15 protein-coding genes and 1 pseudogene are annotated in these 18,414 nt (G+C 74.7%); 4 read left to right on the top strand and 12 right to left on the bottom strand.

Going from position 1 to position 18,414, the window contains the following annotated elements; translation table 11 throughout:
* Positions 1–210: pseudogene (locus MN205_RS22340) on the bottom strand (hypothetical protein); the annotation flags it as partial.
* Here MN205_RS22340 and MN205_RS11780 point away from each other — a divergent pair.
* Positions 196–1,182 carry a GNAT family N-acetyltransferase gene (locus MN205_RS11780; protein ID WP_242127449.1) on the top strand — a complete coding sequence of 329 codons (987 nt, stop codon included), beginning with the start codon at positions 196–198 and terminating at the stop codon, positions 1,180–1,182. The pseudogene MN205_RS22340 and the gene MN205_RS11780 sit on opposite strands and share 15 nt — an antisense overlap.
* Before the next feature lie 20 nt (positions 1,183–1,202).
* Here the strand turns inward: MN205_RS11780 and MN205_RS11775 are convergent, their stop codons facing one another.
* A complete protein-coding gene (locus MN205_RS11775; protein ID WP_242127447.1) occupies positions 1,203–3,962 on the bottom strand; it encodes a SpoIIE family protein phosphatase in 2,760 nt (919 codons plus the stop codon).
* Positions 3,963–4,192: 230 nt separating this feature from the next.
* Here MN205_RS11775 and MN205_RS11770 point away from each other — a divergent pair, with 230 nt between their 5' ends.
* Positions 4,193–4,582 (top strand): ATP-binding protein, encoded by a 390-nt coding sequence (locus MN205_RS11770; protein ID WP_242127445.1) that lies wholly within the window; start codon positions 4,193–4,195, stop codon positions 4,580–4,582.
* A gap of 100 nt (positions 4,583–4,682) precedes the next feature.
* On the opposite strand, the gene MN205_RS11765 is transcribed toward MN205_RS11770, so the two are convergent.
* The 3 genes from MN205_RS11765 to typA all read right to left on the bottom strand — a co-directional run bounded on the left by MN205_RS11765 (position 4,683) and on the right by typA (position 10,013).
* On the bottom strand, positions 4,683–6,650 hold the full coding sequence (locus tag MN205_RS11765) for an AAA family ATPase (protein ID WP_242127909.1): 1,968 nt from the start codon (positions 6,648–6,650) through the stop codon (positions 4,683–4,685).
* Between the two features lie 189 nt (positions 6,651–6,839).
* A complete protein-coding gene (gene mshB / locus MN205_RS11760; RefSeq protein ID WP_374115928.1) occupies positions 6,840–7,781 on the bottom strand; it encodes an N-acetyl-1-D-myo-inositol-2-amino-2-deoxy-alpha-D-glucopyranoside deacetylase in 942 nt (313 codons plus the stop codon).
* Positions 7,782–8,120: 339 nt separating this feature from the next.
* Entirely contained in the window at positions 8,121–10,013 is a 1,893-nt protein-coding gene (gene typA, locus MN205_RS11755; RefSeq protein WP_242738377.1) for a translational GTPase TypA, read from the bottom strand.
* A gap of 192 nt (positions 10,014–10,205) precedes the next feature.
* On the opposite strand from typA, the gene MN205_RS11750 reads away from it, so the two are divergent.
* Entirely contained in the window at positions 10,206–11,822 is a 1,617-nt protein-coding gene (locus MN205_RS11750; RefSeq protein WP_242127441.1) for a BCCT family transporter, read from the top strand.
* Here the strand turns inward: MN205_RS11750 and MN205_RS11745 are convergent.
* The 4 genes from MN205_RS11745 to MN205_RS11730 form a co-directional block, all read right to left on the bottom strand.
* Entirely contained in the window at positions 11,819–12,229 is a 411-nt protein-coding gene (locus tag MN205_RS11745) for a (deoxy)nucleoside triphosphate pyrophosphohydrolase (protein ID WP_308220274.1), read from the bottom strand. The genes MN205_RS11750 and MN205_RS11745 overlap by 4 nt on opposite strands.
* Positions 12,226–12,900 carry a DUF305 domain-containing protein gene (locus MN205_RS11740; RefSeq protein WP_242127439.1) on the bottom strand — a complete coding sequence of 225 codons (675 nt, stop codon included), beginning with the start codon at positions 12,898–12,900 and terminating at the stop codon, positions 12,226–12,228. The genes MN205_RS11745 and MN205_RS11740 overlap by 4 nt, the downstream gene beginning before the upstream one ends.
* A 2-nt stretch (positions 12,901–12,902) precedes the next feature.
* On the bottom strand, positions 12,903–13,544 hold the full coding sequence (locus MN205_RS11735; protein WP_242127436.1) for a DUF3105 domain-containing protein: 642 nt from the start codon (positions 13,542–13,544) through the stop codon (positions 12,903–12,905).
* Positions 13,545–13,673: 129 nt separating this feature from the next.
* Positions 13,674–13,838, bottom strand: a complete 165-nt coding sequence (locus tag MN205_RS11730) for a hypothetical protein (protein WP_242127434.1) — start codon at positions 13,836–13,838, stop codon at positions 13,674–13,676.
* Positions 13,839–13,934: 96 nt separating this feature from the next.
* Here MN205_RS11730 and MN205_RS11725 point away from each other — a divergent pair, with 96 nt between their 5' ends.
* Positions 13,935–14,648 (top strand): VIT1/CCC1 transporter family protein, encoded by a 714-nt coding sequence (locus MN205_RS11725; RefSeq protein ID WP_242127433.1) that lies wholly within the window; start codon positions 13,935–13,937, stop codon positions 14,646–14,648.
* Between the two features lie 45 nt (positions 14,649–14,693).
* Here MN205_RS11725 and MN205_RS11720 read toward each other — a convergent pair whose 3' ends face one another.
* Genes MN205_RS11720 through MN205_RS11710 form a run of 3 tightly spaced genes read right to left on the bottom strand, consistent with a single transcriptional unit; the run spans position 14,694 to position 18,305 of the window.
* Entirely contained in the window at positions 14,694–16,442 is a 1,749-nt protein-coding gene (locus tag MN205_RS11720; RefSeq protein WP_242127431.1) for an ABC transporter ATP-binding protein, read from the bottom strand.
* Positions 16,439–17,386 carry an ABC transporter permease gene (locus MN205_RS11715; RefSeq protein WP_242127429.1) on the bottom strand — a complete coding sequence of 316 codons (948 nt, stop codon included), beginning with the start codon at positions 17,384–17,386 and terminating at the stop codon, positions 16,439–16,441. The genes MN205_RS11720 and MN205_RS11715 overlap by 4 nt, the downstream gene beginning before the upstream one ends.
* Entirely contained in the window at positions 17,379–18,305 is a 927-nt protein-coding gene (locus MN205_RS11710; RefSeq protein WP_242127427.1) for an ABC transporter permease, read from the bottom strand. Before MN205_RS11710 ends, MN205_RS11715 begins: the two co-directional genes overlap by 8 nt.
* Between the last annotated feature and the right edge of the window lie 109 nt (positions 18,306–18,414).

The following is an 18,414-nucleotide window of genomic DNA, read 5'->3' as shown; positions in this document are numbered from 1 at the left end:
GACCGGGCACTCCTCGATGCAGGCCTTGTCCTTGAGGTCCACGCAGGGCTGGGCGATGACGTAGGTCACGAGTTGTCCTCCTCCTCCGGCGCAACGGTCCGCCGGACGCGTCCTCCTAGTATCGCGGACGCCGTCGGTGCTCGCCGTCGGGGAGCGGGGGCTGCGGTGGACGAGGGCGGTTCGGGACTGGCGCACGTGCTGCGCGAGCACGAGCTGGTGGTGGGCGCGCGGGTGGTCGTGCGCCACCGGCTGGCGGACGGCTCGGCGAGCGACGCCCTCGGGGAGCTGGTGGCCGCCGGGGAGGCGGAGCTGGTCGTGGCGACGCGCCGCGGCGAGGTGCGGGTGCGTCGCGCGGACGTGCTGGCCGCCAAGGCCGTGCCCCCGCCGCCGCGCAGGCGCGGCGCCGCGCACGAGGCCGTCGGCGTCGACGAGCTGGAGGCCGTGGTGGCCGAGCACTGGCGTCCCGACGAGCGGGTGGACCTGGGCGGCTGGCGGCTGCGCGCGGCCGGCGGGTTCACCGGCCGGGCGAACTCGGCCCTGGCGATCGGCTCACCGGGGGTTCCGCTGGACGGGGCGGTGGCCGCGGTGGAGGACTTCTACGACCGGCGCGGCCTGCCGCCACGGGTGGCGGTCCCCCACCCGGCGGGCGCGCCCCTGGACTCCCCGGCCGTGGCGGGCGAGCTGGCCGCGCGCGGCTGGGCCGTGGACACGCCGACCCTGGTGCTGACCGCGGCGCTGCGCGCGCTGCCCGCCGCCGCGGACGCGCCGCTGCCGGCGGGCTGCTCGGTGGCGAGCACCCCGGAGCCGGACGAGGAGTGGCTGGCGCACTACCGCTACCGCGGCACCACGGCGGTGCCGCCCGCCGGGCGGCGCGTGCTGGTCTCCGCCGACGAGCAGGTGTTCGTGCGCGTCCTCGACGGCGACGCCACCGTCGCCGTGGCGCGCGGCTCGCTCAGCCCCGGCTGGGTGGGGCTCACGGCCGTGGAGGTCGCCCCGTCCCACCGGCGACGCGGCCTGGCCCACCGGCTGCTCGCGGAGGTCGCCGACTTCGGCCGCGCGCGCGGGGCGGTCTCGGCCTGCTTGCAGGTGGCGGAGGCGAACACCGGGGCCCGGGCCCTGTACGCGGCCGCGGGGTTCTCGGTGCACCACGCCTACCACTACCGGGTGCGCCCCGGCTCCTGACCTCCCCGCCCGCGGGGGCCTCAGGTCGCGGGCGGCGGGGGTTCGTCGGGCACGTGCGGCGGCACCCGTCGGGGGCCCGCCCCGGCGGGGCGGGGGCGGTCCTGGGGGTGCAGGCGCACGGCGACGAGGGCCACGTCGTCCTCGGCGCGCTCGGGCAGCAGTCGCTCCAGCACGCCGTCGCACAGGCCGTCCAGGTCCTCCCCCACCAGCTCGGCGATCGCTGCGCGCAGCCGCAGCAGGCCCTCGTCGTAGTCCTGGCCGCGTCGTTCCACCAGCCCGTCGGTGTACAGCAGGACCGTCGAGCCGCGGTCCAGCGCGACCTCCTCGTCGAGGCGCGGCAGGTGCGGGTCGATGCCCAGCAGCAGGTCGTGCCGCAGGCCCGTCAGGGCGGTCACGGTGCCGTCGGGGGTCAGCAGCATCGGCGCGGGGTGCCCGGCGTTGGACCAGCGCAACCGGGTCACGTCGCGCTCGCGCTCGTCCACGCTCTGCTCCAGGCGCGCCACCACCGCGGTGGCGGTCATCCCGACGGTCAGGCCCTCCATCGCCGCGTCCAGGCCGGACAGCACGGCGGCGGGGGCACCGCCGCTGAAGTAGGCGATGCCGCGCAGCAGGGAGCGCACCTGGCTCATCCCCGCGGCCGCGTCGATGTCGTGGCCCATGACGTCGCCGATGACCAGGACGGTGGCGCCGTCGCGCTGCATGAACGCGTCGTACCAGTCGCCGCCGACCTGGGCGGCCTGCGCGGCGGGGCGGTAGCGCACCACGATCTGCAGGTGGTCCGGCTGCACCGGTGCGGTGAGCAGGCTGTGCTGCAGCCCCTCGGCGATGCGCTGCTGCTGGCCGTACAGGCGGGCGTTGTCCAGCGCCAGGCCCGCCCGGTCGGCGACCTCGCTGGCGGTCAGCAGGTCCTGGCTGCTGAAGTCGCCCGAACCCGCGCCGCGCAGGATGGTCACCAGCCCCACGGTGCGCCCCCGCGCGCGCAGCGGCAGCACCTGCCCGCTCTCCGGGGCCAGCTGCACCAGCAGGTCTCGCGCCTCACCGTCCAGCAGGGCCGCGATGGCCCCGGTGGCACCGGAGGGCACCAGGACCGGGCTGTTGGCGCGCAGCGCCTGGTGCAGGAAGGAGGTGGGTGAGCTGAGCGAGCCCAGCCGGATCTCGCGGTAGCGCTGGACCAGCGGGCGCATCTCCTCCTGCGCGTGCCAGGCCCCGATGTCGCGCAGGGCGCCCCCCTCGTCGACGAGGGTGACGAGGCACCAGTCCCCCAGCGCCGGCACCAGGTGCTGGGCCAGGCGGGCGACCGCCTCCTCGGTGTCCAGCGTCGCGCTCAGGTCGGCGCTGACCCGCGCCAGCAGCTGCAGGCGCTCGGCGGTGCGCTCGGCGGCCGTCTGCGCCCGCTGCGCCTCGCGCCGGGCCTGCTCGGCGGCCCGCAGGGCCTCCTGCGCCGCCGCCCGCTCGGTCTCGGCCTGCTGCTGCGCGGTCTTGCGCGCGGTGATGTCCAGGAAGTACACCGACAGCCCGTCCGGGTCGCGCCAGGCGCGCACCTCGTACCAGCGGTCCAGGGGCGCGGGGTAGTACGCCTCGAAGTCGACCTGCTCGCCCGTGGCCATCGCGCGGCGGTACTGCTCCTCGAACTGCGAGCCCACCGCGTCGGGGAACAGCTCCCACACGTCCCCGCCGAGCAGCTCCTCGCGCGGGCGCTGCAGCACCCGCTCCGCCTCGGCGTTGACGTAGCTGAAGCGCCAGTCGCGGTCCAGGGAGCAGAACGCCGACGACATCGCCTCCAGCACCCGGGACACGCGGACGTCCTCGCGCCGCTCGGCGGTGGTGTCGTACACCGCGCCCAGCAGGTGCGCGGGGCGCCCGTCGGCGCCGACCAGCGCCTCCCCGCGCGCCTTGACCCACCGGGTGTCCCCGTCGGGCAGGACGAGGCGGTACTCGGCCTCGAAGGTGGCACCGGTGCGCACGGCCTCGGCCAGCAGCCGCCGGACCCGCCCCAGGTCGTCGGGGTGGACGCGGTCCTCGAAGGCGCCCATGGTGCCGTCGAAGTCGCCGGCGTCGTAGCCGAACAGCTCCAGGACCCGCTCGTCCCAGGTCAGGACGTCGGCGCGCAGGTCCCAGTCGAAGCTGCCGACCCCGCCGGCGGCGATCGCCAGCTGCCAGCGCAGCCGGTCGGTCTCGTACTGCAGCGACAGCGCCGACAGCTCCAGCTCCGCGATCGCCGCCTCGGCCAGGTCGACCAGCACGGCGACGTCGCTGGTGGCCCACTGGCGCGGGGCCGGGTCGAAGACGCACAGCGCACCGACGACGTGACCGTCCTGGCCCACCAGCGGGACACCCAGGTAGGCGCCCACCGCCCCGCTGGTCACCGGCGGCAGCGCGGCCACCCGCGCGTCGGCGACGGCGTCGACCACGATCAGCGGCTCCGCGCCGGAGGCCGTCACCGTGCACAGCGACTCCGCCAGCGGGCCGGTGCTCCCCAGCAGGTCGGGGTCCTGCCCCGCCTGCGCGCTGATGGTCTGCACGTCGGTCAGCAGCGAGACCTGCGAGGCCGATGCCGACAGCAGCCGCGCCGCCAGCTCCGCCAGGTGCTGCAGGGCCGGGTTCGCCGGGGCGCTCGCCAGCCGCCGGGCGGCCCGGACCCGCTCGTCGGCCGCCGACCCCGCCGGTGCGGGCGCCGGCGGGTCCCCCGGCTGCGGGACGGGCGCCGCACCGGCCCCCTCGCCACCCGGAGCACCGGTCCTCGGAGCGCTCTCGCCTCCCGGCACGGGTGCTGCGACCACTTGCACGACCTCGACTCCAGCGCTGCACCGCGTGCAGACGCACCGACAGGTGCGACGGTGCGCTCCGGGGAGCACCACCGCCCGCATCGACCTTACGGCAGCACCCGCGGACCCTGCGCTTGCCGCCACCCCGCCGTGGCGGCACAGTGGCGGTGCCGGGCCCCCGGTTCCCCGCGGATCCGCGGTACCAGTGAGCGATCACCCCTGGTGATCGGGTGGGAAGAGGACCGATGGCTCAGCTCGTCGTGGCCCCTGAGCTCTCAGCGGTCTGCACCGCCCGGCACTGGGTCAGCGACGTGGTCGCCCGCTGCTGCGCGACCTCGGGGCCGCAGGTCGACGAGGACCTCGTGGAGCTGCTGACCTCCGAGGTGGTCGCCAACGCGGTGCGCCACGGTCAGGGCCCGGTCACCGTCGAGGTGGCGTGCGCCGAGGAGCACGTGCGCATCGCCGTCACCGACGCCAGTCCCACCGCCCCCGTGGTCCGCCACGTGGGACCGGAGGCCACCGGCGGGCGCGGCATGGCCCTGACCGACCTCCTCGCCACCCGGTGGGGCGTGGAGACCGCCCACCCCCCGGCCAGGGGCAAGACGGTGTGGTTCCAGCTGTCCGGCAGCACCTGAGCGCCCGGCCCGCCCGCGCTCCCTCCCCCCGGAGGGCGCGGGCGGGCCCGGCCTCGGTCCCCGCGCGTCCGCGCCTCCCCTCCGGGCGCGGTGGCGCGGGTCAGCCCCGGGGCGTGCCCGGGGACGTGCGCAGCGCGGCGCCGTCGCGCAGGTCGAGCACGCGCGGCGCGCCCGCGGCCCGCGGGTCGGCGCCGTGCGCGGCGTGCGCCGCTTCGAGGACGTCGGTGATCTCCCGGCCGATGAGCTCGTGCCGCTCCAGCAGGGCGTCGCGCAGCGCCGCGACGAGGTAGCGGTGGCGCTCGAGCAGCTCGCGCACGGCGCCCTTCTGCTCGGCGAGCAGGCTCTCCACCAGGCGGCGGCCCTCCGCGTCGCCGAGGACGCGGGCGACGAGGTTGCCGTCGGCCAGGGCACCGTTCTGCACGGCGGCGAAGGACACGAGCGTGCCGGCCATGCCCGCGGCGCCGACCATCTGCGCCGCCGTGGAGGTGGCCGCCTGCAGGTCCCCGGCCGGGCCGGTGGACACGTCGCCGAAGAACAGCTCCTCGGCGACCTGCCCGCCGAAGGCGATCTTGATGAACCCGGCCAGCTCGGCGCGCGAGCGGGTGTAGACGTCCTCGGCGTCGCCGTGCGCGAGCAGCCCCAGGGCGTCGGCGCGCTTGACGATGGTGAGCACCTCCAGGCGGCGCTGCGGCGCCACGAGCCAGGCGACGGTGGCGTGCCCGGCCTCGTGGGTGGCGATGAGCCGCTCCTCGTGGGCGGTGTAGCCGACGGGCTGACCCAGCCCCACCTCGGTGACCAGGCGGGCGTGCTCGACGTCCGCCCAGGACATGCCGTCGGCGCCGCGGCGCACCGCGTTGACCAGCGCCTCGTCGAGGAGGTTCTCGATCATCACGGGGCTGTAGCCGTTGGTGATGCCGGCCAGGGCGTCGCGCCGCTCCGCGTCGTCCAGCTGCGGCTCGTGGGCCTTGGCCGCCAGGAAGTGGTCGACGAGCTCGCGGCGGCCGGTCTTGTCGGGCAGCCCGAAGGTCAGGCGGCGGTCGAAGCGCCCCGGGCGCAGCAGGGCGGGGTCGAGGGCGTCGGCGCGGTTGGTGGCGGCGATCACGAGGACCTCGGCGGGTTCGCTGCGCGGGCGAGCCAGGCGCCGGTGCGCGGGCAGGAACCGGTTGACGGCGTCCACGGCCCAGCCGTGCAGCCGCTCGGAGGCGGTGGGCTCGTCGAAGGACTGCATCTGCACCAGCAGCTCGTTGACGACGCCGCTGGCGCCCTCGCTGCTGGCGAGGCGCTCCACCCGCACCGGCGCGGCGGCGGTGGGCGCACCCATCGCCAGCCCGGTCAGGCCGCCGCAGCCCAGCACGGCCGCGGCGGGCGCCGGGGTGGCGGCGGCCATGCCGCCGCGGGCTGCGGCGATGGCGTCGATCTCCTCGATGAAGGCGATGGCGCCGCCCTCGGCGCGGGCGGCCTTGCGCAGCGCCCGGAAGTACGAGCGCACCTTCCGGGCGGTGGCGCCGTACCACATGGACTGGAACGAGGTGGCGGAGACGAACAGGAACGGCACCCCGGCCTCGTGGGCCATGGCCTTGGCCATGTGCGTCTTGCCGGTGCCGGGTGAGCCCTCGAAGAGCAGGCCGCGGCGGGGGCGGCCACCCATGTCGCGGCGGAAGCTGCGCGCGGACAGGAAGAGGTCGAGGCTGCGCTCGACGTCCTCCTTGACGGGGGCCAGGCCCTTGACGTCCTCGAGGGTCACGTCGATCTGCTCGGGCCGGTAGACCACGTGCGGGGAGCGCCCGGCGACGAGGGTCTGCCCGAGGAGCACCGCGATGAGCACCGCGAAGAACAGCCCGGACATCAGGTACAGCGGGTCGATCGAGGGCCACGCCGGCAGCAGGGTGCGGCCGCTGGCCACGCGCGCGGCGCCGGCGGCGACCACGGCGAGGACGATCCCGGCCAGCACCGCGGTCCGGCGGCGGCGGCGGCGCTCGCGGAGCCGGCCGACGTCCCCCGCGTCGCGGCCCGTGCGCCGCACGGGGGTGATCCCCGCACCGTCCCGCCCGTGCGGTGCCCTGAGCATCTCGGCCACGGTCGCTCCCCTCCTCGCCGCCCGGACGGAGCACCGGGCCTGACGCCCACCCAACCCCCGCCGTGCAGGGACCACGACCGGTCGTGACCTGTTCGGAGGATCGTGTTCCCCCGACCGGCGCAACGGAGGGTGAAGCTGCGACCACGTGGAGGCGGGTGGGCGACGGGGTGGGGGGTGGGATCAGGAGGTGGCGATGCCCGCGAAGAGGTCCGTCTCGCGGCCGTCGGCGTCGAGGGGGCCGGCGGCCACGCCGTGCACGAGCCGGAAGTGCTCGCGGGCGACCAGCGGCTGCGGCACCCCGTTGGACAGCCGCACCGCGGGCACCTCCGCGTCCAGGTCGAGGGCGACCTGGGTGGCGTGGGCGCGCAGCGCGGCGATCTTCGCCGGGAGCTGCTCGGCGCCGTCGACCACGGTGGTGACCTCCCCGTCGGGCACGACGACGCTGGGCAGCGGGCCGTCGGGGTCCGCGGCTCCGGGCGCCCCCGTCTCCACCAGCCGGCGCAGCGCGACGCGCGCCTCGCTGAGGGGCTGGACGATCTCGTAGACCTTCGCGACCTGCCACGGCACGTCCGCGTCCGCCGCGCCGTCGCCGTCGGCGCCCCGGCCGGCGGCCAGCACGAGGGCGCGGGCGGTGGCCTCGGCGACGCGCACGTGGTCGGGGTGGCCGTACCCGCCGCCGGGCTCGTAGGTGACGACGACCTGCGGGCGCACCTCGCGCAGCACCTGCGCGATGCGCCCGGCGACCTCCTCGGGGTCGGCGGCGGTCAGCGCGCGCGGGTCGACGTCCTCGCCGGCGGCCGCCCGGCCCGGCTCGGCCCACACCATCCCCGAGTCGCGGTAGCCGCTGCCGTCGGGGCGGGTGAGGAAGCGGTGGTCCTCCACGCCGAGCGCCTCCATGGCCGCGGCCAGCTCCCCCGTGCGGTGCCCGGCGAGCTCGTCGGGCGTCAGGTGGGCCAGCTCGGGCGGGATGACCTCGCCCAGCTCGCCGCGGGTGGCGGTCAGCAGCACCACGTGCGCACCGGCGTCGGCGTAGCGCGCCATGGTCAGGGCGGTGCCGAGGGACTCGTCGTCGGGGTGGGCGTGCACGAGCAGCAGCCGGTGCGGCTGGTCCAGGCGCTCCATGGAGGCCAGCTCGGCGGGGTCCAGCTCGCGGGCGACGTCGTCCACGACGTCCTCGGCGATCTCCATCGGGTCCCGCCCCTGCGTGGCGGCACCGGCGGCACCCTCGGTCGCGGCGTCCGGCTCGTCGGGGGGTCCGGGCAGGGTCGTCATGCTCCCATCCTGCCCCGCACGGGGATCACCGCAGCCCGGAGCGGGCCGGCACCGCCACCGCGGTCGCTGCCGCGGTGCTGTGGCCGGCGGCCGGCACGGCTCGTGGGGCGGCGGGGGGTGCGCGTCACGCACGCGCGGCGGGCCGCCCCGGCAGCGACACCGGGGCGGCCCGCGAGGGTCGGGGGCGCGTCAGCCGCGGCGGGCCTTCGAGGCCGACTTGGCGCGCTGGGAGGCGTCCAGCTCGACCTTGCGGATGCGCACCGCCTCGGGGGTGACCTCCACGCACTCGTCCTCGCGGCAGAACTCCAGAGCCTGCTCCAGCGAGAGCTTCTTCGCCGGCACCAGGCGCTCCAGCTCGTCGCCGGTGGAGGAGCGCATGTTGGTGAGCTTCTTCTCCTTGGTGATGTTGACGTCCATGTCGTCGGCGCGGGAGTTCTCCCCGACGATCATGCCCTCGTACACCTCGGTGGTCGGCTCGATGAACAGCTGGCCGCGCTCCTGCAGGTTCGCGATGGCGAAGCCGGTCGCCGCGCCGGAGCGGTCGGCGACCAGGGAACCGGAGTTGCGCGTGCGGATCTCACCCGCCCAGTGGTCGTAGGCGTCGAAGACGTGGTGGGCGATGCCGGTGCCGCGGGTCTCGGTGAGGAACTCGGTGCGGAAGCCGATGAGGCCGCGCGAGGGCACGACGAACTCCATGCGCACCCAGCCGGTGCCGTGGTTGGTCATCGTCTCCATGCGGCCCTTGCGCGACGCGAGCAGCTGGGTGATGGCCCCCAGGTACTCCTCGGGGGAGTCGACCGTCAGGTGCTCGAAGGGCTCGAGGACCTTGCCGTCCTCGTCCTTGCGGGTGACCACCTGCGGCTTGCCCACGGTCAGCTCGTAGCCCTCGCGGCGCATCTGCTCCACGAGGATCGCCAGCGCCAGCTCGCCGCGGCCCTGGACCTCCCAGGCGTCGGGGCGCTCGGTGGGCACGACGCGGATGGAGACGTTGCCGATGAGCTCCTTGTCGAGGCGGTCCTTGACCAGGCGCGCGGTGACCTTGGCGCCCTTGACGCGCCCGGCCATCGGGGACGTGTTGGTGCCGATGGTCATGGAGATCGCGGGCTCGTCGACGGTGATGAGCGGCAGCGGCCGCGGGTCGTCCGGGTCGGCGAGCGTCTCGCCGATGGTGATGTCCGGGAAGCCGGCGACGGCGACGATGTCGCCGGGACCGGCCTTCTCCCCCGGCACCCGCGTCAGCGCCTCGGTGACGAGCAGCTCGGTCACCTTGACGCGGTCGACGGAGCCGTCCTGCTTGCACCAGGCGACCTGCTGGCCCTTCACGAGCTCACCGGCGCGCACGCGCACCAGCGCCAGGCGCCCCAGGAACGGGGAGGCGTCGAGGTTGGTGACGTGCGCCTGCAGCGGCGCCTCGGGGTCGTACTCCGGGGCCGGCACCGCCTCCAGGATGGTCTGGAACAGCGGGACGAGGTCCTCGGCGTCCGGCAGCCCGCCGTCGGCGGGGCGGTTGGTCGAGGCCCGGCCGTTCTTCGCCGAGGCGTAGACGACGGGCACCTCCAGCAGCGACTCGGGATCGATGCCGGCCGCGTCGTCGGCGACGTCGAGCAGCAGCTCGTAGGTGTCCTCCAGGACGCCCTCGATGCGGGCGTCGGGGCGGTCGACCTTGTTGACCACGATGATGATCGGCAGCCCGGCGGCGAGCGCCTTGCGCATCACGAAGCGCGTCTGCGGCAGCGGGCCCTCGGAGGCGTCGACGAGCAGCACGACGCCGTCGACCATGGACAGACCGCGCTCGACCTCACCGCCGAAGTCGGCGTGGCCGGGGGTGTCGATGATGTTGATGGTCATGCCACCCTCGGGGGCACCCGGGCCGGCGTACCGGACCGAGGTGTTCTTCGCGAGGATGGTGATGCCCTTCTCGCGCTCGAGGTCGCCGGAGTCCATGACGCGGTCGGCGACGTCGGCGTTGGCCCGGAACGCGCCGGACTGCCAGAGCATCGCGTCGACGAGCGTCGTCTTGCCGTGGTCGACGTGGGCGACGATCGCGACGTTGCGCAGGTCTTCGCGGGTGCTCAGGGGCATGGGGAGGAGTCTCGATCCGGTGCGCGGGGGTGGGGACGCCCCATTCTAGCCGCCGGGGCGGGCCGGCCTGCTCGCCGCGCCCCGGAGCACCCCGCTGACCTGCGACGACGCCTCGCGCGAGGCCCTGCGGGAGGGTGCCTCCACGGGATCTCGATTGGTTCCAGACAACCGCACCGTGCCATCCTGGGAGTCATGTCAGCACCCCCTGACCACCGATCGCCCACCCCCCCGACGGCCCCGGAGCACCCCGCGGCGGGCCCCAGCCGGTACCCGGTCGACAAGGTCGTGTTCGGCGTCAGCGCCCTCGCTGTCGTCGCCTTCCTGACCCTGGCCCTCGCCTTCCCCGCCGGCTTCAACACGGCCGCGGCCGACGCGCTCGGGTGGTTGACCGAGAACTTCGGCTGGGCCTTCGTCCTGGCCGCCACCGGCTTCGTCGGCTTCGCCTTCTGGCTCATGCTCTCCAAGCACGGCAAGAAGCGCCTGGGGCGCGACGACGAGCGCCCGGAGTTCTCCACCGGTTCCTGGTTCGCGATGATGTTCAGCGCCGGCATGGGCATCGGCCTGCTCTTCTACGGCGTCAGCGAGCCGCTCTCGCACACGCTGACGCCGCCCGAGGCCGGGATCGCGCCGGGCACCGAGAACGCCGAGCGCTACGCGATGATCTACTCGATGTTCCACTGGGCCCTGCACCCGTGGTCCATCTACGCCGTCGTGGGCCTCGCACTGGCCTACGCCTGGTACCGCAAGGGCCGCACGGGCGGCTTCTCGGCGCCGTTCGCCCCGCTGCTGCGCGGCCGCACCGGCCTGGCCAAGCTCATCGACATCCTCGCGATCTTCGCGACGATCTTCGGCACCGCCACCTCGCTGGGTCTCGGTGCCGCGCAGATCAACGGCGGCCTCGACCAGGTCTTCGGCGTCGAGGTCAGCAGCTCGACGCAGGTCTGGATCGTCGTGATCCTCACCGCCTGCTTCGTGCTGTCGGCCTTCAGCGGCATCGAGCGCGGCATCAAGTGGCTGTCGAACACCAACATGGTCTTCTCGGTCCTGCTGCTGCTCTTCCTCTTCGTGGTCGGCCCGACCGTCTTCATCCTCAACCTGGCGCCGTCGACCGCCGGGAACTACCTCTCGCAGCTGCCGCGGATCTCCTTCCGCACCGGCGCCTACGGCGGCACGGAGTGGCTCGGCGGCTGGACGATCTTCTACTGGGCCTGGTGGATGTCCTGGGCGCCCTTCGTCGGGACGTTCCTGGCGCGCATCTCCCGCGGCCGCACCATCCGCGAGTTCGTCCTCGGCGTCGTGGCGGCCCCGAGCGCGATCGCCCTCGTGTGGTTCTCCGTGCTCGGCGGGACGGCCCTGTACGAGCAGTTCCAGGGCGGCACGGACATCAGCGAGCTCTCGCAGGAGAGCCAGTTCTTCACGGTGCTGGACGCGCTGCCGCTCAGCGCCGTCAGCTCCCTGCTCGTCATGACGATGATCGTCATCTACTTCGTCACCAGCGCGGACTCCGCGAGCGTCGTCATGGGCTCTCTCAGCTCCCACGGGGCCGACGAGCCGAACCGCTGGGTGACGGTGACGTGGGCGCTGCTCACCGGTGCGACCGCGGCGATCCTGCTGGGCGTCGGCGGCTCCGAGGGTGAGGGCATCCAGGCCCTGAAGAACGTCGCCATCATCGTCGCGGCGCCGTTCCTCGTCGTGATGATCGGGCTGTGCGTCGCGCTGGTGAAGGACCTGGGCGCCGAGCGGAGCACCGTGCCCGTCTCCGACGCCCCGCAGCGCGGCACCGGGGCGGAGAGCGCCCCGCGCGCCTAGGCGCCGGCCAGCTCCTCCAGCCGCTGGGCGAGGGCGACGTCGGCCGGCAGCCAGTCGACCGAGCGCCACTCGCCCGGCGCCAGCCACCGCAGCTCGTCGTGGTCCTGCAACGGCGCAGGCCCACCGAGCACCACGCGGGCCCACCAGACCCGCATCACGAGGTCCCCGCCGAGCGGCCACGCGCCCCGGGCGGGACCGGGCACCTCGACGCCGAGCTCGACGCCCACCCCGAGCTCCTCGCGCAGCTCCCGCAGCAGCGCCGCCTCCGGCTCCTCCCCCGGCTCCACCTTGCCGCCGGGCAGCTCCCACCGGCCCGCGAGCGCCGGCGGGGCGCTGCGCCGGGCGGCCAGCAGGGAGCGGGGGCGGCGCAGGTCGTCCACCAGCGCCGCCGCCACCACGAGCCTCACGCCCCGGCCGCCTCGTCCGCCGGGAAGGGCAGCGGCTGCGCGCCCCGCTCGGCCAGCAGGTCCGTCAGCACCTGCGTCTCGCTGCTCTGGCTGGCCAGGATCGCCGCGGCCAGCTCGCGCAGCTGCTCGTCGCCGACGAGCTCGGCGCCGGACTCGGCCATCTGCAGGCCGCCCGCGTGGTGGCGCAGCATCAGCTGCAGGAAGAAGACCTCGAACTCCTCGCCGGTCAGCTCGGACAGGCGGGCCATCTCCTCGGCGGTCGCCATGCCCGGCATGGCCCGCCCCTCCTGCTGCGCCAGCTCGGCGTGCCCGGCGTGGCCCTGGGAGGTGCTCATCCACGCCATGGCGGGCGCCGAGCCGGTGAGCGGGTGGCCCCACTCGCGCAGCAGGGCCTGCATGCGCCCGACCTGGTTGCCCTGGGTGGAGGCGATGTCCACGGCGAGCTGGCGGACCTCGGCGCTGGGCGCCTCCTGGACCGCCTCGAACGCCATCGCGATCGCCTGCTGGTGGTGGGTGGTCATGTCCCGGGCGAACCCCACGGCGGCGGACCGCTCGCCGGGCGCGTCGGGCAGGGCCCGGCCAGCGAGGACGCCGCCGACCAGGGCCACCAGCACGGCGGCCGCGACCAGCAGGACCCGCCCGGCGCGGGGGCGGGAGTCGCGGGGGGACACGGTCAGCCGACGGGGGTGCCGACGCCGTTGCTGCACAGGGCGCCGGGCTCGGGGGTCTGCGGGCCGTTGACGTACTCCGACAGGAACGCGCCGATGCGCGGGTCGTCGGCGTCCTGGAGCGTCAGCTGGTGGTTCCAGGCGGACAGGACGACCGGCGAGGGCAGGCCCTCGTAGGGCGAGAGCAGGGTGTACTCGCGGCCCTCGACCGCCTCGCGCAACTGCTCCACCTGCTCGGCGGGCAGGTCGGGGCCGTAGGTGATCCACACCGCGCCGTGCTCGAGGCTGTGCACGGCGTTCTCGTTCGGCACGGGCTCGGCGTAGACGCCGCAGTTCAGCCACACGGGGGCGTGCTCGCCGCCGACGGGCGGGGTCTCGGCGTACTGCACGGCCTCCTGGGTGTGCTGGCCGCCGGTGTACTCGAAGGTGCTCACCGCCTCCAGGGACGGCGGGTCCGGCTGGGCGGCGATGACGGCGGCCACCCCGGCCCCGGCGCCCAGCACCAGCACGGTCGGGACGGCGATCAGCGCCACCCGGCGCCGGCGTGCGCGCGCCTTGTCGGCCCTCTGCATGGCGGCCACCCGCGCCGCGCGGTCCTGGCGGCCTGCGGCCGCCGAACCGGTGCGCTCGTCCTGCGTGTCGGCCATCGACTCCCTCTCCCCGGGGGCGCTCGGGTGGCGCCCCTCACCAGTCTGCAACGTCGCAGCGGGTGCGGGGGTTCGGCCCGCGCCGGGGGGACCTGCGTGATCCCCGCCACGGGCCCGGCCCGGGGCCGCTCAGCCGTGGTGGGGCGTGCCCGAACTCTCGCGGTCGCGACGGGCACGGCTGCCGTACCCCACCCGCTCGCAGGCGTCGAGGCGGTGTCGCGGGTCCGTGCGCCAGTACACGACGGCGACACCGGCAGCGACGGCCAGCACGATCAGTGCGACGGCGAACTGCATCCGGCCACGGTAGCGGCCCGACGCGGCGACGGCAGCCGCAAGGGGGTGGCGCGGTGCGCCCGGTGGTGCGGGAGCACCCCGCTCTAGGCTCCCGGCGTGGTCGAGACGCACCCGGACGAGCCCGCCCTGCACGTCTCCGACGTCGACGCGCGGCTGAACCGCCTGCGCGCCGGTGTCCTGGGCGCCAACGACGGCGTCGTGTCGGTGGCCGGGGTGGTCCTCGGCGTGGTGGCGGCCACCGACCACGGCAGCGCGCTGGCGGCGGCGGGCGTGGCCGCGCTCGTCGCCGGGGCCCTGTCGATGGGCACCGGCGAGTACGTCTCGGTGAGCACCCAGTCCGACACGCAGCGGGCGCTGCTGGCGAAGGAGCGCCGGGAGCTGGCGGAGATGCCCGGCGAGGAGCTGGCGGAGCTGGCGGCCATCTACGAGGGCAAGGGGCTCTCACCGCAGCTGGCCCGGCGCGTCGCCGAGGAGCTGACCGCGCACGACGCGCTCGCAGCGCACGCCGAGGCGGAGCTGGGGCTGGACCCGGAGGAGGTCACGAGCCCCTGGCAGGCCGCGGCCGCCTCGACGGTGGCGTTCACGCTCGGCGGGCTGCTGCCGCTGCTGGCGGTGCTGCTGCCGCCGCCGGGGACGCGGGTGGCCGTGTGCGTGGCGGCGGTCGTCGTGGCGCTGCTGGTCACCGGGGTGGTCAGCGCCCGCCTCGGCGGTGCACCGGTTCCGCGCGCGGTGGCCCGCAACGTCGGCGGCGGCCTGCTGGCGATGGCCGTCACCTACGGCATCGGCCACCTGGTCGGTGTCACCCTGTGACCGCGCCCCCGCCCCCGGCGGACGGGGCGGGGCGCGCTGGACCGGTCAGGCGCCGAGCCGGATGCTCCCCCCGGGGATCGCCTCCAGCAGCGCCTTCGTGTATGCCTGCTTCGGCGACTCGAACACCTCGTCGGTCGTGGCCGACTCCACCAGCCGGCCCTTCTCCATGACGACCACGTCGTCGGCGATCTGGCGCACCACGGCCAGGTCGTGGGTGATGAACAGGTACGTCAGCCCCAGCTCCGCCTGCAGGTCGTTGAGCAGGGTGAGGATCTGGCCCTGCACGAGGACGTCGAGGGCGCTGACCGCCTCGTCGCAGACCACGACCTCCGGGTTCAGCGCCAGGGCCCGCGCGATGGCGACGCGCTGGCGCTGGCCGCCGGAGAGCTCGTTGGGGAAGCGGCGCAGCGAGCTCGCCGGCAGGGACACCTTCTCCAGCAGGTCGCGCACGCGCGCCTCGCGGGACTTCGCGTCGCCCACGCCGTGCACACGCAGCGGCTCCTCCACGGTGCGGAAGATGCTCCAGCTGGGGTCCAGGGAGCCGTAGGGGTTCTGGAAGATCGGCTGGACGCGCCGGCGGAACTCGAACAGCTGCTTGCGGTCCAGCTCGGTGAGGTCGACGCCGTCGAAGAGCACCGAGCCGCTGGTGACGGGCAGCAGGCTCAGCACCATCTGCGCGACGGTGGACTTGCCGGAACCGGACTCGCCGACCACCGCGGTGGTCGTGCCGCGGCGCACGCTGAAGCTGACGTCGTCCACGGCGCGCAGGGTCTCCCCCCGCAGGCCGGAGCCGCGCAGGTGGAACTCCTTGACGAGGTTGCGGACCTCGATGACGTTCGGCGTGGCGGTGTCGGCGCCCACCGCCGCGTGCGTTCCCCCGGCGACGCGCTCGTGCGCCTCCACGGCGTGCTCGCGGGCGTGCTCGACGACCTCGGCGCGGTGCACCGACTCCAGGCGGCGCGAGGCCAGGGAGGGTGCCGCGCTCACCAGGCGCTGGGTGTACGGGTGCTGCGGCCGCTGCAGGATCTCCAGCGCCGGGCCGGACTCGACGACCTGGCCCTTGTACATGACCACCAGGTGCTCGGCGCGCTCGGCGGCCAGGCCCAGGTCGTGGGTGATGAGCAGCACGGCGGTGCCCATCTCGGCCGTCAGGGTGTCCAGGTGGTCGAGGATCTGCCGCTGCACGGTGACGTCCAGGGCGGAGGTCGGCTCGTCCGCGATCAGCAGCCGCGGCCGGGAGGACAGCCCGATGGCGATGAGGGCGCGCTGGCGCATGCCGCCGGAGAACTCGTGGGGGTACTGCTTGGCGCGCCGGGCGGCGTCGCCCAGCCCCGCCTCCTCGAGCAGCTCCACCGCGCGCTCCTTCGCCGCGGCGCCCTTGGCGAGGCCGTTCGCCTCCAGCGCCTCCCGGATCTGGAAGCCGATCGACCACACCGGGTTGAGGTTGGACATCGGGTCCTGCGGCACCAGGCCGATGTGCCGGCCGCGCAGGGCGACGAACTCCTTCTTCGAGGCGTGGGCGATGTCCTGCCCGTCGAAGAGGACCTGCCCGCCGACGACCTTGCCGTTGCCCGGCAGCAGCCCGATGACGGCCTGCGCGGAGGTCGACTTGCCGGAGCCGGACTCCCCCACGACCGCGACGGTCTGCCCGGGGTAGACGGAGAAGTTCACACCGCGCACGGCGTGCACCGGCTTGCCGCCGGAGCTGAAGTCCACGTGCAGGTCGCGGACCTGCAGCAGCGGGGCGTCGCCGCCCACGGGGCGTTCGGCGGGCGTCGAGGTGGGCTCGGTCACCGGGTGCGGCCCTTCGGGTCGAGGGCGTCGCGCAGGGCGTCGCCGAGCATGAGGAACGACAGGACGGTCACCGACAGGGCGATCGAGGGCCACAGCAGGATCCACGGGTCGGTGCGCACCGACGGAACCGCGTTGCTGATGTCACCGCCCCAGGAGACGACGCTGCTGGGCAGGCCGATGCCGAGGAAGGACAGCGTGGCCTCGGCGGCGATGAAGGTGCCCAGCGAGATGGTCGCGATGACGATGACGGGCCCCAGCGCGTTGGGCAGCACGTGGCGCGCCAGCGTGCTGAAGCGGCCGAGCCCCAAGGACTTCGCGGCGGTGACGTACTCGTTGCCGCGCACCTGCAGCACGGAGCTGCGCATGATGCGGGCCACCTGCGGCCAGCCGAAGAGCGACAGGGTCAGCGCGACCGTCCACACGTTGCGGCCCTGCAGCGCCTGGAGCATGACGATGGCGCCGAGGATCAGCGGCAGCGCGAAGAACATGTCCACCAGCCGGGACAGCAGCGCGTCGATCCAGCCGCCGAAGAAGCCGGCGAGGGCGCCGACGACGCCGCCGACCACGACGACGATCGCCGTGGTGATCAGGCCGACGCTGATCGAGGCGCGGGCGCCGTGCACGAGGCGGGCGTAGACGTCGGTGCCCAGGCGGGTGAACCCCAGCGGGTGCCCCTCCGAGCCGCCCTCCAGCGCGCGCGACAGCTCCTGGTAGCGCGGGTTCACCGAGGTGAACAGCGAGGGGAACAGCGCCACCACGATCAGCAGCACGATGATCAGCGAGGGCACGATGAACAGCGGGCGGCGGCGCAGCTGCTTCCAGGCGTCGCCCCACAGGCTCGCCGAGGGCGTGCTCTCGTCGACGGCGTCCACGGCCGCCAGGGGCGTCGTGTCCAGCGGGGCGACGTAGTGCTCCTGCCCGGGGCGCACGGTGGTCTCAGACATAGCGGATCCTCGGGTCCAGGACGGCGTAGAGCAGGTCCACGACGAGGTTGGCGAGAAGGTAGACGAGCACCAGCACCGTCACGACGGACACCACGGTGGGGCCCTCGCTGCGGATGACGGCCTGGTACAGCAGCCGACCGACCCCCGGGACGTTGAAGATGCCCTCCGTGACGAGCGCCCCGCCCATCAGGGCGCCGAGGTCGGCGCCCAGGAAGGTCACGACGGGGATGAGGGAGTTGCGCAGGACGTGCACGGTCACCACCCGCGGACGGCCCAGCCCCTTGGCCGTGGCGGTGCGCACGTGGTCGGCGCTGAGCGCCTCGGCCACGGAGTTGCGGGTCAGCCGCAGCACGTAGGCGAACGACAGCGCCCCGAGCACCGCTCCCGGCAGCAGCAGCTCCGCGAAGGTCGGGTCACCGCCCACCGTGGGGTCGACGACGCCCCACTTCACCCCGAAGAGGTACTGCGCGGTGAAGCCGAGGACGAAGACGGGGATGCCGATGACGACCAGGCTGAGGAACAGCACGGTCGAGTCGAACAGGCCGCCGCGGCGCAGGCCGGCGAGGAAGCCGAAGGCGATGCCGAACACGGCCTCGATGGCCAGGGCGATCAGGGCCAGCTTGATCGTGACGGGGAACGCCTCGGCCAGCTGCTCGATCACGGGCCGGCCGGAGAAGGACTCCCCGAAGTCCAGCGTGAAGATGCCCTTGATGAAGAGCAGGTACTGGACGATGAACGGCTCGTCCAGGTTGTACCGCTCGCGCAGCTCGGCGACCGCCGCCGGGCTGGCCGGGCGCTCGCCGAACAGCGCGAGGATCGGGTCCCCCGGCAGCAGGAAGACGAGCGCGTAGATCAACAGCGTCGCGCCGAAGAAGACGGGCACCATCTGCAGCAGACGGCGTCCGATGTACCAACCCATCACGAGCCTCCTCGGGGAGCGGGCCCTCGCTGCTCGCCCCCGGCCGTTGTCCTTGCCGGCGTCGGTCCTCCACGCGCGTCAGGGGTGGACCGGCCGGAAGCGGTCCACC

Source organism: Kineococcus sp. TRM81007, from assembly GCF_022669155.1.
GTDB lineage: Bacteria > Actinomycetota > Actinomycetes > Actinomycetales > Kineococcaceae > Kineococcus.
Note: the sequence above shows the minus strand (reverse complement) of the source record. Positions and strands in the feature narration are given on the sequence as shown.

What these genes read in the sequence shown, in the direction of transcription:
- typA (WP_242738377.1), bottom strand. Translation starts at nt 10,013, where the DNA reads ATGCCCCTGAGCACCCGCGAAGACCTGCGCAACGTCGCGATCGTCGCC.
- MN205_RS11770 (WP_242127445.1), top strand. Translation starts at nt 4,193, where the DNA reads ATGGCTCAGCTCGTCGTGGCCCCTGAGCTCTCAGCGGTCTGCACCGCC.
- MN205_RS11730 (WP_242127434.1), bottom strand. Translation starts at nt 13,838, where the DNA reads ATGCAGTTCGCCGTCGCACTGATCGTGCTGGCCGTCGCTGCCGGTGTC.
- MN205_RS11715 (WP_242127429.1), bottom strand. Translation starts at nt 17,386, where the DNA reads ATGTCTGAGACCACCGTGCGCCCCGGGCAGGAGCACTACGTCGCCCCG.
- mshB (WP_374115928.1), bottom strand. Translation starts at nt 7,781, where the DNA reads ATGGAGCGCCTGGACCAGCCGCACCGGCTGCTGCTCGTGCACGCCCAC.
- MN205_RS11710 (WP_242127427.1), bottom strand. Translation starts at nt 18,305, where the DNA reads ATGGGTTGGTACATCGGACGCCGTCTGCTGCAGATGGTGCCCGTCTTC.
- MN205_RS11765 (WP_242127909.1), bottom strand. Translation starts at nt 6,650, where the DNA reads ATGCTCAGGGCACCGCACGGGCGGGACGGTGCGGGGATCACCCCCGTG.
- MN205_RS11735 (WP_242127436.1), bottom strand. Translation starts at nt 13,544, where the DNA reads ATGGCCGACACGCAGGACGAGCGCACCGGTTCGGCGGCCGCAGGCCGC.
- MN205_RS11750 (WP_242127441.1), top strand. Translation starts at nt 10,206, where the DNA reads ATGTCAGCACCCCCTGACCACCGATCGCCCACCCCCCCGACGGCCCCG.